The organism is Microbacterium sp. NPDC056234, from assembly GCF_042267585.1.
Classification (GTDB): Bacteria; Actinomycetota; Actinomycetes; order Actinomycetales; family Microbacteriaceae; genus Microbacterium.
Window position 1 is genome coordinate 234061 of record NZ_JBHJTE010000005.1, and the last position, 15122, is coordinate 249182.

Consider the following 15122-nt stretch of genomic DNA (forward strand, 5'->3'; position numbering starts at 1 on the left):
ACGCCTCCCCGCGACCTCTTCGAAAGGCTCTCATGTCCCGCACCACCGACCCGACTCCGGCGACCCGCGCCCGTGTCCGCAAGCGCTCATGGGCGCGCGTGTTCATCCCGGTCGCCCTGATCCTGGTGTGGCTCGTCGGAGCCTCGCTCGGCGGACCGCTGTTCGGCAAGGTCGACGAGGTCTCCTCGAACGACCAGACCAGCTATCTCCCGGAGAGCGCGGACGCCACCGAGGTGCAGCAGCTGCTCGGTGAATTCAACGACACCGATGCGATTCCGGCCATCGCCGTCTTCGTCGGCGATGACGAGCTCTCGGACGCGGATGTGGAGCAGATCTCGGATGCCGTGGCGGACGCGCCCGACATCGAGGGCATCGGAGAGGATGTCTCGCCCGCGCTCGTGTCGGAGGACGGACTCGCTGCGCAGGCGTTCATCCCCGTGCTCGGCGACGCGGAGCTCGGCGATACCGTCACCGAGCTCGAGACCGAGCTCCAGGACGCCGCCCCTGCCGGAGTCACCGTCTACATCACCGGGCCGGCGGGTTTCAGCGCGGACCTCGTCGCCGGCTTCGCCGGCATCGACGGACTGCTGCTCGGTGTCGCCCTGCTCGCGGTGCTCATCATCCTCGTCCTCGTCTACCGCTCCTTCCTGCTGCCGGTGGTCGTGCTCGCGACGAGCCTGTTCGCACTGTGCGTCGCACTGCTGACGGTCTGGTGGCTCGCCAAGGCCGAGGTCCTGTTGCTGAGCGGCCAGACCCAGGGCATCCTGTTCATCCTCGTGATCGGCGCCGCCACGGACTACGCCCTCCTGTTCGTGGCGCGCTTCCGCGAAGAGCTGCGGTCGACCAAGGACACCGGCGCTGCGGTGCTGGCGGCCTGGAAGGGATCCTTCGAGCCGATCCTCGCATCCGGCGGCACCGTGATCGCAGGTCTGCTGTGCCTGCTGCTGAGTGACCTGAAATCCAACAGCACGCTGGGGCCGGTGGCCTCGATCGGTATCGTCTTCGCGATGCTGGCCGCTCTCACCCTGCTGCCCTCGCTGCTGCTGCTCTTCGGCCGCGCCGCGTTCTGGCCGCGCCGCCCCGCCTTCGAGCCGCAGGTCGTCGCCGCAGAGAACGGTATGCCCTCCCAGGGTCTCTGGGTGCGCCTGGCGCGCCTCATCAGCCGCCGCCCGCGCGTGATCTGGATCGTGACGACCCTGGTCCTGCTGGTCGGCGCGCTCGGCGTGACGCAGCTGAACGCATCCGGTGTCCCGCAGTCCGATCTCGTGCTCGGTTCCTCGCAGGCGCGGGACGGGCAGGAGGTGCTCGGCGAGCACTTCCCCGGCGGATCGGGGAGCCCGGCGTACGTCGTGGTGGCGGAGGATTCGCTGCAGGACGCCGCGGACATCCTGCTCGCGAGCGACGGGGTCGAATCGGTCTCCGTGACGTCGGCGGATTCGCCGAGCGGTTCCGCTCCGGTCACCGAAGACGGCATCCAGGCCGTCGGCGCGCCGGGCACGCCCGTCCCGGAGCCCACGACGGTGGACGGTGACGTCCTGCTGCAGGCGACGCTGTCTGATGCGGCGGATTCGGATGCCGCGGCATCCACCGTCCGAGAGCTGCGCACCGAACTCGACAATCTGGATGCCCAGGTCGGCGGCGTGACCGCGACCGCGATCGACACGAACGACGCGTCGATCCATGACCGCAACCTCATCATCCCGGTCATCCTCGTCGTGATCATGGTGATCCTCATGCTGCTGCTGCGCTCGATCCTCGCGCCGGTGCTGCTGATCCTCACCACGGTGCTGTCCTTCGGCACGGCCATGGGAGTCTCGGCGCTCGTGTTCAACGGGATCTTCGACTTCCCCGGAGCCGACCCCGCAGTGCCGCTCTACGGGTTCGTCTTCCTCGTCGCGCTCGGAATCGACTACAACATCTTCCTGATGACGCGGGTACGCGAGGAGTCTCTGAAGCACGGCACGCGAGAGGGGATCCTGCGGGGACTCGCGATCACGGGCGGGGTGATCACGTCCGCCGGCCTGGTGCTTGCGGCGACGTTCGCCGCACTGTCGGTGATCCCGATCCTGTTCCTCGTGCAGCTGGCGTTCATCGTCGCGTTCGGCGTGCTCCTGGACACGTTCGTCGTCCGGTCGCTGCTGGTCCCCGCGCTCGCCTACGACATCGGCCGCGCCATCTGGTGGCCGTCGAAGCTCGGCCGGAGCGAGCGCTGACCGGTCTCAGACGATGGCACGACGGCGGGTTCTGGCACCCCAGCGCCCGTCGTCGTGCGCGACGTCGATCGGATGGCGGAAGGCCTCGGAGATGATTTCGGACGTGATCGTCTCGGTTGCGGGCCCTGCCGCGACGACCCGTCCGTCCGCGATCACCATGGCGTGCGTCGTGGATTCGGGCAGCTCCTCGAGGTGATGCGTCACCAGCACCGATGCGAGATCGGGCCCGGTGCGGAACAGGACGTCGATCGTGTCCAGCAGCTGCTCGCGCGCGGCGACGTCCAACCCGGTCGTCGGCTCATCCAGAAGCAGCAGCGCCGGGTCCGGCGCGAGCGCCCGCGCGATGAGCGAGCGTCCTCTTTCCCCCTGCGACATCGTCGGCCAGATGATGTCCGGATTCGCGCCGAGCCCGACCATCCCGATCAGCGTCGACGCGCGCTCCTGCTCGGCCGCCGTCGGTCGCCAGTGGATGGCCTGATCGATCGTCCCGGTGAAGCCGGTGAGCGCCACGTCCATCGGCGAAAGCGGCATGCGGATCGGATGCCGAGGGTTCACGTGCCCGATGTGCTGCCGCAGTTCCTGCATGTCCACCCGTCCCAGACGGCGCCCGAGCACGTCGACCGTGCCGGAGGTGGGGTGCTCCTTCGCCCCGCAGAACCCGAGGATCGTGCTCTTGCCCGCACCGTTCGGCCCGAGCAGTGCCCAGTGCTCTCCCCTGTGGACGACGAGGTCGATGCCGTGCAGGATCTCCCTGCCGTTGCGCCGGAACGTCACCGTCTCCAGACGAAGGACCTCGTCCGTCATCGCAGCGCCTCCTTCAACCGGATCAGGTGAGCTCTGCTCTCGGACGCTGCGGCGATCGCGTTCTTGGACGAGACGGTCTCCGCGAGCCGCGCGTGCCGCGCGTGATCCTCAGGCCCGCCGTGATCGGCGCGAATGCGCAGCATCTCGATCATCGCCTGACGCAGGCGGGGCGTGAAGCCGTCGAACAGCTCGAGCAGGATCGGGTTGTGCGCCGCGACGATGATGCTGCGATGAAACGCCGTGTCGGCATCGACGTGCGCCTCGATCCCCGCTGCGGCGTTGTCGCGCTCGGCGAGCGCTCGCCGAATGCGGTGGAGATCGGATGCGGTACGCCGCTCGGCGGCGAGCGCCGCCGCCTCCGCTTCGATCGCGATGCGCGCTTCCAGGACGGCGATGATGTCGGCACGGCGCAGCACGGCATCCCAGTCCTCTGGTGCGTCCAGTGCCATGACGAAGACGCCTGAACCCTGCCGCGTGGCGAGCACGCCGCGCCCCGCGAGCTGGCGGATGGCTTCACGCACGGTGGAGCGTCCCACGCCCAGCTGCGGCGCGAGAGTCGTCTCGCCCGGCAGCTTCTGGCCGAGCTGCCACTCGCCCGAACGGATGCGTTCGAGCAGGAGGTCGGCCGCCTGATCGGCGAGCGGTGTGCGTTGGATCTGAGCCATTCCCGCATTCTAACTTGTCAACTTGTCTGAGGAGTTGGTATGTTGACATCCATGCGCATGGGAATGCTCCTCCTTCTTCGCCACGGCGAGGTCTAGCCAGACCGGTCCCTCGTCGTGGCGCACCCGGCTGCCGGTCGATCCGCTTCGATCTTCGAGGAAACCATGTCCCGCCCGTTCCCCACCCTGTCCACCCCCGCCGCCCCCGTGCCTGACGACGCGCCGCCCTGGAATCGTCAGCGCGGCTCGCAGATGCCCTCGCACCGCTACTCCTCCGTGTTCGACCGTGTACCGGTACCCCTGACCGATCGCTCGTGGCCGAACCATCGCCTCACCACGGCGCCGCTGTGGGTGCCGGTCGATCTGCGCGACGGCAACCAGGCCCTCGCCGAGCCCATGGACCCGCAGCGCAAGCGCCTGTTCTTCGAGCTGCTCGTCACGATGGGATACAAGGAGATCGAGGTCGGCTATCCCTCGGCATCCGAGACCGACTTCGACTTCGTGCGCCTCATCGCCCAGGCCGACCTCGCGCCGGAAGACGTCACGATCGTGGTCTTCACCGCCGCACGAAGGGACCTCGTCGAACGCACGATCGCGTCGATCCGCGGCATCCGCAATCCGGTCGTCATCCACGTCTACACGGCCACGGCGCCGACGTGGCGCGATGTCGTGCTCGGACGCAGCCGTGACGAGCTCAAGCGATTGATCCTGGATGCCGGTCGCGACGTGCTCGAGCTCGCCGGCGACCTACCGAACGTGCGATTCCAGTTCTCGCCGGAGGTCTTCAACCTCACCGAACCGGACTACGTGCTCGAGGTCTGCGACGCGATGACGGCCCTGTGGGATGCGACCCCTGAGCGCCCGGTGATCCTCAACCTCCCCGCCACCGTCGAAGTCGCCACCCCCAATGTGTATGCCGACCAGATCGAGTACATGCATCGCCATCTCGCCCGACGCGACAGCGTGATCCTGTCCGTGCATCCGCACAACGACCGCGGCACGGGTGTCGCGTGCGCCGAACTGGCAGTCCTGGCAGGCGCGCAGCGCGTCGAGGGGTGCGTGTTCGGCAACGGCGAGCGCACCGGCAACGTCGACATCGCGACCCTCGCGCTGAATCTGCACGCGCAGGGCGTCGATCCGATGATCGATTTCTCGGACATCGACGAGATCCGCCGCACCGTCGAACACTGCAATCGGATCGACGTGCACCCGCGGCATCCATACGTCGGAGACCTGGTGCACACGGCCTTCAGCGGCACGCATCAGGATGCGATCCGCAAAGGTCTGGCCGAGCACCGCGCGCGGGCGGATGCCGAAGGCGTCCCGGTCGGCGAGGCGGCATGGCGTGTGCCGTATCTGCCGATCGACCCCGCCGACCTCGGACGCGGTTACGACGCCGTGATCAGGGTGAACTCGCAATCAGGCAAGGGCGGCATCGCCTATCTGCTGGAGACGGCGGTCGGTATGACGCTCCCCCGCCGGATGCAGATCGATCTCGCCCGCCATGTGCAGCAGCGCACCGACGCGAACGGGGAGGAGATCACGGCGGCGCAGCTCTGGGAGCTCTTCGTGGATGCCTACGCCCACGAGGACGAGCCCGCCGAACCCGACGTCCTCGCGCGCGTCGATGTGACGACGATGGCGGGTGAGGCGTGGGCGCTCTTCGAGGTCCGCGCGCCTGACAGCGTCCACTGGCGCGCTGTGCGCATGTCGAAACATCTCGGAAACGGCGGCGACCCCGCGACGCAAAGCACGCCGGACAGGATGGAGAGCATCCCCCAGCACTAGGGTCCGTGTGGGTGACACGGACGAGGATGACCGGAGTCGCAATGCCCATCACCACGCACCGCGTCGCGCTCCTCCATCTGCGCACCCGCCGCGCGTACGACGCGCGGTATCAGGCCGAATTGGACGTCTTGAACACCTCGGCGGTCGAGACCGTCGCCGCGCTGGGATGGGAGGCGGAGCTCGTTCCCACCGCGGAACGGCCGACCGCGGACACGCATGCCGCGGCACGCCGGGCAGATCTCATCGTGCTGATGGGGGGCGAGGACGTCGACCCGCGGCTGTACGGCGTGCGGGTCGACTACCCGGGCTCCGGACATCACGAACCGCGCACCGACAGCACGCACATCGCGGTCGTCCTAGAAGCGATGCAGCAGCGCAAGCCCGTGCTGGGGATCTGTCGCGGGATGCAGGTGATCAACGTCGCCCTCGGTGGGACGCTCGTCCAGCATCTGCCGACCGTGGAGCGACATCGTGGGTCGACCGGTGGCGACCCGTTCGTGCGGACCGCCGTGCGATTGGAGACCGATACGGATCTGGATGCCGATGTGGATGCCGCACTCAGGGTGCGCTGCACGCATCACCAGGCGGTGGACGTGCTCGGCGCCGGATTGCGCGTCGCCGCCCGCGCCGCGGATGGCGTGGTGGAGGCCGTGGTGCACGACTCGGCACCGATCACCGGAGTGCAGTGGCACCCTGAGCACCCTGCCACAGCGACGCGACAGCTCGCGCCGCTGCTGCGGCGCCTCGAGCGACAGGCGGAGCGCATCCCTGCTCGCGCGCGCTGAGCAGTTCCGCGTGCGCTAACGTTCAGGAATGCAGCACTCGCTCCGATCCGAATCATGAACGCGGTCGACATCGTCGGCACGATCGGCGAACTCATGTCCTGGATCGGACTGATCGCCGGCGTGCCCCTGCTGATCCTCGGGCTCATGATCCGGGTGGCCGAAGGCGCCTACGCCCCCACGAGCGTGACGATCGTGGAGGGCGTGGATGACCGCCGGTTCGCGATGTGGAGTGCGGGAGGGCGCACATGTTCGCGAGTGCTGAGCCCGCACGAGCACGCCACGAGATCCGACGACACCTCGGTCACCGGCTACGTGTCCACCCGGGATCCTGAGCGCATGCGCCTCGACCGGCGCTCGGCGGCCGTGCGGATCTGCCTCGTGCTGGCCGCCGTGATGCTGGGGGCCGCGGTGGTCGGCTTCCTCGCCTCGTTGCTGCCGCTCGTCGCCTGAGAGCTGCGACGTCGTGCTCAGGCGCGAACAGGAATGACTCGGACTCGGCGGCTCAGACGGCGCACGATCTCGGACTCCTGGTCCGCATCCGTGATCAGGCCTGCCACCGGACTTCCGACGGCGCGACGGCCGCTGGTCGACGATTCAGCGCGAGACCTACGACCGTGGTGACGGCGCCACGATCCTGCTCCACGATGAGGCGCGATCCACCGTTCTGCTCACCCGGCAGTTCCGCTACCCCGCGTACGTCAACGACCACCCGGATGGAATGCTCATCGAAGCCGCGGCCGGTCTGCTGGATGACGACGACCCCGTGACCGCGATCCGACGAGAGGTCGCCGAGGAGCTCGGCGTCGAGGTCGGTCCCGTGACGCATGTCTTCACGGCCTACATGAGTCCCGGTTCGGTCACCGAGAAGGTGCACTTCTACTCGGCGGCGTACAGTCCCGGCGATCGAACGAGCTCCGGTGGCGGTGTCGTCGCCGAGGGCGAGGATGTCGAAGTCCTCGCGTTGCCGTTCGCCGAGGCACTCGCGATGGTCGGGGACGGACGCATCGTCGACGGCAAGACGATCATGCTGCTCCAGTGGTGGGCGCTCGAGCGTCGGTGACTGCCGCGCATGTGAAAAGCAAGCCCCTTCGTATCACCCGCGCTTCGGGCCTACCGTGTGCTCAGCGAACACGATGGGAGGGGACCGATGCCTGCCGACGACAGCGAGCGCGCTTCGATGCGCACGGCGTTCTGGGCGTGGACTGTGATCGCATTCGGCGGCCTCGCGATCATGATCTGCCTGCCGCTGATGGGGAGGTGACGTCGATGCGCTATCTCCGCAACACCAGTCTGAGCCTGGTGTTCCTCTCGATCTTCGCGCTCGCCCTGATCGGCCAGTCGGTGACCGGGTTCTTCCACAACAACGAGGAACTCACCCGCCACGGGCAGCCGACGATCTCCTACGGCGACTTCATCACCTCGTCCGAGTTCGTCGTCGATGTCGCCGAGAACTGGCAGTCGGAGTTCCTCCAGTTCTTCCTGTTCATCCTCGCCACCATCTGGCTGATCCAGGTCGGCTCTCCCGAATCGAAGAAACCCGGAGACGAAGGAGTCGGAGGCGACGAGGATCAACGGGTCGGGAAGCACGCGCGGGCGGACTCTCCCGCCTGGGCCAGGATCCGCGGCATCCGGCTCTGGCTCTACTCGAACTCGTTGCTGCTCGTGATGGGATCGCTGTTCCTGCTCTCCTGGCTCGCGCAGTCGCTGGCGGGACACGTCGTCGCGAACGAAGAGAACGCGCTGCACGGGCTGCCGCCGGAGAGCTGGCTCGAGTACGCGGCATCCCCCGAGTTCTGGAACCGGACGCTTCAGAACTGGCAGTCCGAGTTCCTCGCCGTCGGCGCGATGGTCGCGTTCTCGATCTACCTGCGGCAGCGCGGATCGAGCGAGTCGAAGCCGGTCGGCGTGCCGCATCACGTCAGCAGCGTCGAATCCGACTAGCAGCCGGCTTCATCCGGATGCCGACCGGAGCGTCTTGCGCATGAAGACCTGCGACGTCCCGTCCCCCTGATCGACCCGCTCCGTGATCCGGTATCCGCACGATTCGTACAGCCTCACATTCGCTTCGCTCAGGCTTCCGGTGAAGAGTTCGGCCTCCGGTGCCTGCGAATCGCGCTCCACCGCCTCCAGCAGGGTGCGTCCGATCCCCTCTCCCTGCAGATCCGGCGCTATCGCGATCCGTCCGATGAGCAGCAGCTCCGCGGTCTCCCGAACGCGGATGGCCCCGACCAGCCGGGGTCCCCGTCGGGCGACCCAGCCGTTCGCCTCCGTGAGTTCGGCTCGCAGTTCGTCGAGGGTCTGAGTCAGCGGAGGCATGTCGGCAGTGCCGTATATCAAGGCCTCGGAGACGAACGCTGCACGCTGGATCGTGAGAATCTCGCCAGCGTCCGCAGGCGTTACCCGTGCCAGTTCGATGTCCATCCAGGCAACATACGCTCGGAGACCTCAGCGGTCATGGGGGTTGATCGACAGGGCTCGATCTCGGTATGCATCCGAAGTTGCGCGAGCCTCACGCGGCGCTCGCGCTGCTGCGACGGCGGTCGTGCCCTGCACCTCATCACCCGGCGGAGCGCGCAGCTGCTCCGATTGCTTCCCGCTGTTCCATCAGTGGACAGGTGAAGACGTCCCGCTCGCCCAATCCGACGCGATTGATGTATCCCACGACGACCCGGTACGAGGTGATCAGCGGCACGCTCGTGTAGGGAACGTCGTGCTCCCGGCAGTAGGCCTCGATCTCCGGCGCCGCGCGGCGCAGATGAGGGCGCGGCATCGACGGGAAGAGGTGGTGCTCGATCTGATAGTTGAGGCCGCCCATCGCGACATCCAGGAAGCGGCTGCCACGGATGTTGCGGCTCATCATCACCTGACGGCGCAGGAAATCGAGAGTCATGTCGCGTGGCACGACCGGCATGCCCTTGTGGTTCGGCGCGAACGCGATGCCCATGTAGAAACCGAACAACCCCAGCTGCACCGCGAGGAACACGAAGGCGATTCCGGGCGAGAGGACGATGAACACCAGGACCACATAACCCACCATCCGGATGCTGAGGAAAGTGATCTCGGCCCATCGCCGCTCCAGCCGCCCCCGTGCGAACACTCGACGCACACTCGACGCGTGCAGCGACAGGCCTTCGAAAAGCAGGATCGGAAAGAACAGCAGCCCTTGATGGGCGCGCAACCAGCCGATCAGCGGGCCCTGATGCGTCGACGTCGCCTCGGCCGTGACGACGATGACGGGGAGTTCGATGTCGGGGTCCGCTCCGAGCTTGTTCGGGTTGGCGTGGTGGCGGGTGTGCTTGTGCTGCCACCAGCCGTAGCTCATGCCGACCAGCAGATCACCGAGAATGAGGCTGATCCAGTCGTTCCAGCGTCCGGATACGAAGATCTGCCGATGCGCAGCATCGTGGCCGAGAAAGGCGATCTGCGTGAAGACGATCGCGAGGACGCCGGCGGTGAACAGTTGCCACCAGGTGTCGCCGATCCAGATGAAGGCGATGAGGCACACCGCCACGGCGAGTGGTGCCGCGACCAGTTTGGTCCAGTAGTAGCCGTATCGACGGCGCAGCAGCCCGCGATCGCGGATCTGCCTCGCCAGTTCGGTGAACGTGCTCGACGCGCGGCGGACGTCGCCGCGCTGACTCGTGTGGATGGTCGGACGGATGGCGTCCATGATGGTCTCTTCTCCAGCGGAGCTGAACCATGCGGAACGTTCCGCCTTCATCCATCCTGACGTTACGCCGCGAACCTGTATGCGTTCACAGTCTCGCCGGCGACCTCGCGGTGCCCCTGGAGGGACTCGAACCCCCAACCGTTTGCTTAGGACGCAACTGCTCTTCCATTGAGCTACAGAGGCTGGCCGGACCAGTCTACCCAGGCTTCGGCACCGAGCTCACGCCGCCAGGGCGAGGTACGGTTCCCACCGCGGATCGCTGCGCTCCGTGCCGCGCACTGTCCAGGAGGTGTTGCGCGGCGGGCGCGGGGTGAATCGCAGGTCCCACCCCATCTCCTGCGGTGTGCGGTCGCTCTTGATGTTGTTGCAGCGCAGACAGCACGCGACGAGGTTCTCCCACGAGTCCGCTCCGCCGCGCGACCGCGGCAGGATGTGGTCGATCGTCGAGGCCGCCTTGCCGCAGTAGCCGCAGCGGTGGTTGTCACGTCGCAGCACGCCGCGTCTGGTGACCGGCACCCGTCTGCTCGAGGGGACGCGCACGTAGCGGCTGAGGATGATCACGACCGGACGATCGAATCTGCCGTGGCTGGCCCAGACGGGATCCCCCTCGACGTGCTCGATGACGGTCGCCTTCTCATTCATCACGAGCACGAGCGCTCGTTTGAAGGACACCACGGCGAGTGGCTCGTATCCGGCGTTCAGGACCAGTGTGCGCATCATCTTCCTCTCGATACGCCGGGACGGCTTCCCGGCACTCTCGACTCACACGAGGCCGCACGGGCGGAGGAATTCTGCACGCAGGGACGAAAAAAGGCGCCGTCTCTAGAGACAGCGCCTTTCGCGCACGGCTGCACCGTGGCATCCCTGCGGGCAATGCCGAAGCACCAGAAGGCCGAGCGCATCCATGGTTCGGATGCTCGGTATTCGGTCCATCAGCGACTCCCGCCTGTGCGACAACGGGATCAGGCTAACCCATCCACCTGTGTGCGGGCGAAACACCCGGTGAACTGCAGAGGGCGTGTCGACGAAGGATCAGGCGGGAGCGCCGTTGGCGTTCAGCCAGCCGATCGGCTCGACCAGACTGCCACCGATGCGCACCTCGAAGTGCAGGTGGTTCGCCGTCGAGCGTCCGGTGCTTCCCATGAATCCGATCAGCTGCCCGGCCTGCACGGTCTGACCGGGCTGGACCTGGCGTGAGCCGTAGATCATGTGTCCGTAGAGCGTGGAGACCTGCTGACCACCGAGAACATGGTCGATCACGACGCCGACGCCGTAGCCGTAGTAGCTGTCGGTCGAGATGCGGACGGTTCCGGCTGCCGCCGCGTAGAGCGGAGTCCCGGCGTCGCCGACCATGTCGGCGCCGTTGTGGCCGCCGCTGAGCGTGCGGCTGACGTAGTAACCGCCGCCGACGGGGTTGCGGACCTCACCGGACCCCGGAGCGACCAGCGCGACACCGGCGGTGCTGTACCCGCCGCCGCCACCACGGGAGGAGGATGCCGCGGCCTTGGCCGCAGCCTGTGCTCGCGCGGCGGCCGCTTCTGCGGCCTTCTTCTGCGCGATCTCATCCGGCGTGGTCGCCGAGTAGTTGCCACGGTCCATCGGAGCGGCCGTCGCTTCGGATGCGACCACGAGCGACTGCGCGTCGTCCATGGCCACCTGCTGCAGAGTGGTGGCTGCTTCCATCGTGGGGGTCGTCGACGCGTACGCCGGCAGTGCGACGGCCGCGACCAGGGCGCCGACGGCGCCGAAGATGGCGATGGAACGCAGTGGCTTCTTCACGGACAGCTTTCGCCCGCTGCGACCCACGCCGCGACGGGCGGGGGTGCGATCTTCAGATGTCTTCTCGGGCGATTCGATGTCTGTGGCCAAGATCAGTGATCCTCCTGCGCCTCGGCGCTCGGGTTGCGCTGGCTCGTCGGCACTCTGCTATCGGGGCACGTGTAGCTTCGGGCACTGTGCGATCGTCTCCCGCGAAGACGACGAGCCGGTGAGGCGATCTTCGCGGTCATCGCCCGCGGGCTTCCTTCGCTGACGACTTGACCGAGGTTACCGGAAGATAACGATTCTGTCACCCTGGCAACCTGGCAATTCTCCGAAGGCGTGCCTCGCAGCATCCGCAGGCCCGCGGAATCAGGCCTCGTCGCGCACCAGGAAGATGTGGGATGCCAGCTCGACCGGAAGCTCGAGGCCCTCGTCGTTGCCATCCATCTGGATCAGGACGTAGCCCTCGTTGTACCGGTATGTGCCGTGCGCACCCGGAACGACGCCCGCGTCACGCAACTGCTGGAGAAGCTCGGGATCGACCTGTGCGGGTTCGGCGAGGCGGCGCACTGTTCCCTCGGTGGATTCCTCGGCGGCGTTCAGCTTCTGGACGAGACCGATCACGCCCTCGTCGAAGGTCCGAGCAGGCATGTCGCCGAGCTGGTCGAGTCCGGGAATCGGATTTCCGTACGGCGACTCGGTGGGGTGGCCGAGCAGCTCGACGAGCCGACGCTCGACCTGCTCGCTCATCACGTGCTCCCAACGGCATGCCTCATCGTGCACGTAGGCCCAATCCAGGCCGATCACGTCGGAGAGCAGACGCTCGGCGAGACGGTGCTTGCGCATCACGTCGACCGCCTTGCGGCGGCCGGCATCCGTCAGCTCGAGCGTGCGGTCCTCGGACACGACGACGAGCCCGTCGCGCTCCATGCGCCCGACCGTCTGCGACACCGTCGGACCGGAGTGACCGAGGCGTTCGGAGATGCGTGCGCGCAGGGGCACGATGTTCTCCTCCTCGAGTTCGAGGATGGTGCGGAGATACATCTCCGTGGTGTCGATCAGGTCGGTCATCTGGCCCTCCGAAAGTTCTTAGGTAAGCCTACATTCCCAATCGGGGATCGGCCCCGTCACGCGGCGAAACGGCCGAGGGGCACGGGCCTAGAATCGACCCATGGCGATCGAGATTCCCCGTGACCTCCTGCCCGTCGACGGCCGCTTCGGCTGCGGTCCGTCCAAGGTGCGCCCCGCGCAGCTGGAGGCGCTGCTCACCTCCGGCGTCTCGATCCTGGGAACGTCGCATCGGCAGGCGCCGGTGAAGAACCTCGTCGGCGGGGTCCGCGAGCAGCTCGCGGACCTGTTCCGCCTTCCGGACGGCTATGAGATCGTCCTCGGCAACGGCGGTTCGACGGCGTTCTGGGATGCCGCGGCGTTCGGCCTGATCCAGAACCGCTCCCAGAACCTCGTCTTCGGCGAGTTCGGCGGGAAGTTCGCCAAGGCGGCGGCCGCGCCGTGGCTCCAGGCACCCGACGTGCGCAACGCCGAGCCCGGGTCGCGCACGTCCGCAGAGATCGTCGAAGGCATCGATGTGTACGCTTGGCCGCACAACGAGACCTCGACCGGTGTGGCAGCCCCCGTCGAGCGCGTCGCCGCCGATGGCGCCCTCACCGTGATCGACGCCACCAGCGCGGCGGGCGGCATCGACTTCGACGTCGCGAAGGCCGACGTCTACTACTTCGCCCCGCAGAAGAACCTCGGATCCGACGGCGGCCTGTGGTTCGCAGCGGTCTCTCCTGCCGCCATCGAGCGGATCGAGCGCATCGCGGCGTCCGATCGGTACATCCCCGAGTTCCTCAGTCTGAAGAACGCGGTCGACAACTCCCGCCTGAACCAGACGCTGAACACGCCAGCGCTGACGACCCTGCACCTTCTGCACAGCCAGCTGCAGTGGATCAACGGCAACGGCGGACTCGCGTGGGCCGGAGCCCGCACCGCGGAGTCCTCCCGGGCACTGTACGACTGGGCCGAGGCATCCGCTGTCGCGACGCCCTACGTCGCCGATGCCGCGCACCGCTCCCCGGTCGTCGCCACGATCGACTTCGACGACAGCGTCGACGCCGCGGCGATCGCGAAGACCCTGCGCGCGAACGGCATCGTCGACACCGAGCCGTATCGCAAGCTCGGCCGCAACCAGCTGCGCGTCGCGACGTTCGTCTCGATCGAGCCGGACGACGTCCGCCAACTCATCCGCTCGATCGAGTACGTGCTCGCCAACCGCTCGGGGGCGTAGCGCCCAACGACGAAGAACTGCCCCGCATCTCTGACGAGAGGCGGGGCAGTTCTGTTCGCGTCTGCGCAGGGGCGCGAGGTCATTCCTCGTCGTCGGAGACCGTGTCGACGGAGTCCTCGTCGTCTTCCTCGGAGTCGTCCTCCTCGGAGTTCTCCCCGTCGACCGGTGCTCCGTCTTCCGCGGAGTCGTCGAGCTCATCGATGTCGACGCCGTCGAGGTCGCCGGCATGGAGCCGAGGGGAGATCACGTCGACGTCATCATCGTCGTCGGCGTCGAAGTCATCGTCGTCGGACTCGTCCTCATCCTCATCGTCGATGTCTTCGTCATCGACGTCCTCTTCGGAGTCGTCGTCCTGGACGGCGTCGGATGCGGCGGCAGCGGCCTGCTCGGCGAGCTCGGCCTGGTGCGCGCGGTACTCGGCGAGACGCTCCGCCCACGGCACCCAGTCCGGCGCGAGCAGTGCCCCGTCGCCGGGAAGCAGCTCGACCTCGAGCACGGTCGGGTCGGCATCGTCGACTGCGGCGACGGTCACGGTCCAGAACCAGCCCGGGTAGCCGCCGAGACGGTTCTCGTACCGCAGGGACACCGAGCCGTCCGCTTCGACCACGTGGCCGGCGGCGGGGCCGACGGTCGACGCAGGCGTGATCTCGTGCAGCGCGGCGAGCGCGAGATCACGGGCGCCGATCAGACGCGCGTCGGGCTCAGGCGTCGAGGTCATCAGCCACCTTGCGCAGCACTGCCGCGATCTTTCGACCGTGACTGGAAGAGGGATAGCGTCCGCGGCGCAGATCGCCGCCGATGCCGTCGAGGAGCTTCACGAGATCCTCGACGATGATCGCCATGTCGTCGGCCGACTTGCGCTTCGCCTTCGCAAGGCTCGTCGGGGCCTCCAGCACGCGCACCGAGAGCGCCTGCAGTCCGCGCTTGCCGTCGGCGACGCCGAACTCGACGCGACTCCCGGTCTTCACTGTGGCGCCCGCGGGCAGGGCGGAGGCGTGCAGGAAGACATCCTGGCCGTCATCGCTGGCGATGAAGCCGAACCCCTTCTCGTCGTCGTAGAACCTGACCTTGCCGGTGGGCATGGAGAACCTCACTGTATTGCTGTCGGATAACTCGGATGCGTCCGCGCGCACCTGCCTCGATCCTACCGGG

At 67.4% G+C, this 15122-nt stretch carries 16 protein-coding genes and 1 tRNA gene; 7 read left to right on the forward strand and 10 right to left on the reverse strand.

The annotated features are described in order from the left end of the window. The first annotated feature begins 32 nt into the window (after positions 1-32). Complete coding sequence (locus tag ACFCYE_RS14930) at positions 33-2213, forward strand: MMPL family transporter (protein WP_376179926.1); 2181 nt, start codon at positions 33-35, stop codon at positions 2211-2213. A gap of 6 nt (positions 2214-2219) precedes the next feature. Here the strand turns inward: ACFCYE_RS14930 and ACFCYE_RS14935 are convergent, their stop codons facing one another. Both ACFCYE_RS14935 and ACFCYE_RS14940 read right to left on the reverse strand, forming a co-directional pair. Beyond that, positions 2220-3017 carry an ABC transporter ATP-binding protein gene (locus ACFCYE_RS14935; protein ID WP_376179928.1) on the reverse strand — a complete coding sequence of 266 codons (798 nt, stop codon included), beginning with the start codon at positions 3015-3017 and terminating at the stop codon, positions 2220-2222. Continuing rightward, the gene (locus ACFCYE_RS14940) at positions 3014-3682 is read right to left on the reverse strand and encodes a FadR/GntR family transcriptional regulator (protein WP_376179931.1); all 669 of its coding nucleotides are present in this window, start codon (positions 3680-3682) and stop codon (positions 3014-3016) included. Before ACFCYE_RS14940 ends, ACFCYE_RS14935 begins: the two co-directional genes overlap by 4 nt. A gap of 249 nt (positions 3683-3931) precedes the next feature. Here ACFCYE_RS14940 and ACFCYE_RS14945 point away from each other — a divergent pair, with 249 nt between their 5' ends. From ACFCYE_RS14945 to ACFCYE_RS14965, 5 genes are all read left to right on the forward strand, one after another. Further along, positions 3932-5467, forward strand: a complete 1536-nt coding sequence (locus tag ACFCYE_RS14945; protein ID WP_376180170.1) for a 2-isopropylmalate synthase — start codon at positions 3932-3934, stop codon at positions 5465-5467. Positions 5468-5493: 26 nt separating this feature from the next. After that, positions 5494-6252 carry a gamma-glutamyl-gamma-aminobutyrate hydrolase family protein gene (locus ACFCYE_RS14950; protein WP_376179933.1) on the forward strand — a complete coding sequence of 253 codons (759 nt, stop codon included), beginning with the start codon at positions 5494-5496 and terminating at the stop codon, positions 6250-6252. A 54-nt stretch (positions 6253-6306) separates the two neighbouring features. Then, a complete protein-coding gene (locus tag ACFCYE_RS14955) occupies positions 6307-6702 on the forward strand; it encodes a hypothetical protein (RefSeq protein ID WP_376179935.1) in 396 nt (131 codons plus the stop codon). A 181-nt stretch (positions 6703-6883) separates the two neighbouring features. Then, positions 6884-7312 carry an NUDIX domain-containing protein gene (locus tag ACFCYE_RS14960; protein ID WP_376180172.1) on the forward strand — a complete coding sequence of 143 codons (429 nt, stop codon included), beginning with the start codon at positions 6884-6886 and terminating at the stop codon, positions 7310-7312. 206 nt (positions 7313-7518) lie between these two features. After that, positions 7519-8193, forward strand: a complete 675-nt coding sequence (locus ACFCYE_RS14965) for a DUF6766 family protein (protein ID WP_376179937.1) — start codon at positions 7519-7521, stop codon at positions 8191-8193. Between the two features lie 9 nt (positions 8194-8202). Here the strand turns inward: ACFCYE_RS14965 and ACFCYE_RS14970 are convergent, their stop codons facing one another. The 6 genes from ACFCYE_RS14970 to ACFCYE_RS14995 form a co-directional block, all read right to left on the reverse strand. After that, on the reverse strand, positions 8203-8673 hold the full coding sequence (locus tag ACFCYE_RS14970) for a GNAT family N-acetyltransferase (protein WP_376179939.1): 471 nt from the start codon (positions 8671-8673) through the stop codon (positions 8203-8205). 136 nt (positions 8674-8809) lie between these two features. Then, positions 8810-9922, reverse strand: coding sequence for a fatty acid desaturase family protein (locus ACFCYE_RS14975; RefSeq protein WP_376179941.1), 1113 nt, complete (start codon positions 9920-9922; stop codon positions 8810-8812). A 111-nt stretch (positions 9923-10033) separates the two neighbouring features. Further along, positions 10034-10105 (reverse strand) — tRNA-Arg (locus tag ACFCYE_RS14980). A 36-nt stretch (positions 10106-10141) separates the two neighbouring features. Then, on the reverse strand, positions 10142-10639 hold the full coding sequence (locus tag ACFCYE_RS14985; RefSeq protein WP_376180174.1) for an HNH endonuclease: 498 nt from the start codon (positions 10637-10639) through the stop codon (positions 10142-10144). Positions 10640-10954: 315 nt separating this feature from the next. Then, a complete protein-coding gene (locus tag ACFCYE_RS14990; protein ID WP_376179943.1) occupies positions 10955-11701 on the reverse strand; it encodes a M23 family metallopeptidase in 747 nt (248 codons plus the stop codon). Between the two features lie 351 nt (positions 11702-12052). Further along, positions 12053-12754, reverse strand: coding sequence for a metal-dependent transcriptional regulator (locus ACFCYE_RS14995; protein ID WP_376179945.1), 702 nt, complete (start codon positions 12752-12754; stop codon positions 12053-12055). A 100-nt stretch (positions 12755-12854) separates the two neighbouring features. On the opposite strand from ACFCYE_RS14995, the gene serC reads away from it, so the two are divergent. Then, positions 12855-13970 carry a phosphoserine transaminase gene (gene serC, locus ACFCYE_RS15000; protein WP_376179947.1) on the forward strand — a complete coding sequence of 372 codons (1116 nt, stop codon included), beginning with the start codon at positions 12855-12857 and terminating at the stop codon, positions 13968-13970. A 79-nt stretch (positions 13971-14049) separates the two neighbouring features. Here the strand turns inward: serC and ACFCYE_RS15005 are convergent, their stop codons facing one another. Both ACFCYE_RS15005 and ACFCYE_RS15010 read right to left on the reverse strand, forming a co-directional pair. Further along, positions 14050-14688, reverse strand: coding sequence for a DUF3027 domain-containing protein (locus ACFCYE_RS15005; RefSeq protein WP_376179949.1), 639 nt, complete (start codon positions 14686-14688; stop codon positions 14050-14052). Beyond that, positions 14672-15052, reverse strand: a complete 381-nt coding sequence (locus ACFCYE_RS15010) for a cold-shock protein (RefSeq protein ID WP_376179951.1) — start codon at positions 15050-15052, stop codon at positions 14672-14674. Before ACFCYE_RS15010 ends, ACFCYE_RS15005 begins: the two co-directional genes overlap by 17 nt. Positions 15053-15122 lie beyond the last annotated feature (70 nt).

Bases quoted from the DNA above. Each gene is read 5' to 3' on its own strand.
- ACFCYE_RS14950 (WP_376179933.1), top strand. From the start codon at position 5,494: ATGACCGGAGTCGCAATGCCCATCACCACGCACCGCGTCGCGCTCCTC.
- ACFCYE_RS15005 (WP_376179949.1), bottom strand. From the start codon at position 14,688: ATGACCTCGACGCCTGAGCCCGACGCGCGTCTGATCGGCGCCCGTGAT.
- serC (WP_376179947.1), top strand. From the start codon at position 12,855: ATGGCGATCGAGATTCCCCGTGACCTCCTGCCCGTCGACGGCCGCTTC.
- ACFCYE_RS14985 (WP_376180174.1), bottom strand. From the start codon at position 10,639: ATGCGCACACTGGTCCTGAACGCCGGATACGAGCCACTCGCCGTGGTG.
- ACFCYE_RS14930 (WP_376179926.1), top strand. From the start codon at position 33: ATGTCCCGCACCACCGACCCGACTCCGGCGACCCGCGCCCGTGTCCGC.
- ACFCYE_RS14935 (WP_376179928.1), bottom strand. From the start codon at position 3,017: ATGACGGACGAGGTCCTTCGTCTGGAGACGGTGACGTTCCGGCGCAAC.
- ACFCYE_RS14955 (WP_376179935.1), top strand. From the start codon at position 6,307: ATGAACGCGGTCGACATCGTCGGCACGATCGGCGAACTCATGTCCTGG.
- ACFCYE_RS14975 (WP_376179941.1), bottom strand. From the start codon at position 9,922: ATGGACGCCATCCGTCCGACCATCCACACGAGTCAGCGCGGCGACGTC.
- ACFCYE_RS15010 (WP_376179951.1), bottom strand. From the start codon at position 15,052: ATGCCCACCGGCAAGGTCAGGTTCTACGACGACGAGAAGGGGTTCGGC.
- ACFCYE_RS14945 (WP_376180170.1), top strand. From the start codon at position 3,932: ATGCCCTCGCACCGCTACTCCTCCGTGTTCGACCGTGTACCGGTACCC.
- ACFCYE_RS14995 (WP_376179945.1), bottom strand. From the start codon at position 12,754: ATGACCGACCTGATCGACACCACGGAGATGTATCTCCGCACCATCCTC.
- ACFCYE_RS14970 (WP_376179939.1), bottom strand. From the start codon at position 8,673: ATGGACATCGAACTGGCACGGGTAACGCCTGCGGACGCTGGCGAGATT.
- ACFCYE_RS14940 (WP_376179931.1), bottom strand. From the start codon at position 3,682: ATGGCTCAGATCCAACGCACACCGCTCGCCGATCAGGCGGCCGACCTC.
- ACFCYE_RS14965 (WP_376179937.1), top strand. From the start codon at position 7,519: ATGCGCTATCTCCGCAACACCAGTCTGAGCCTGGTGTTCCTCTCGATC.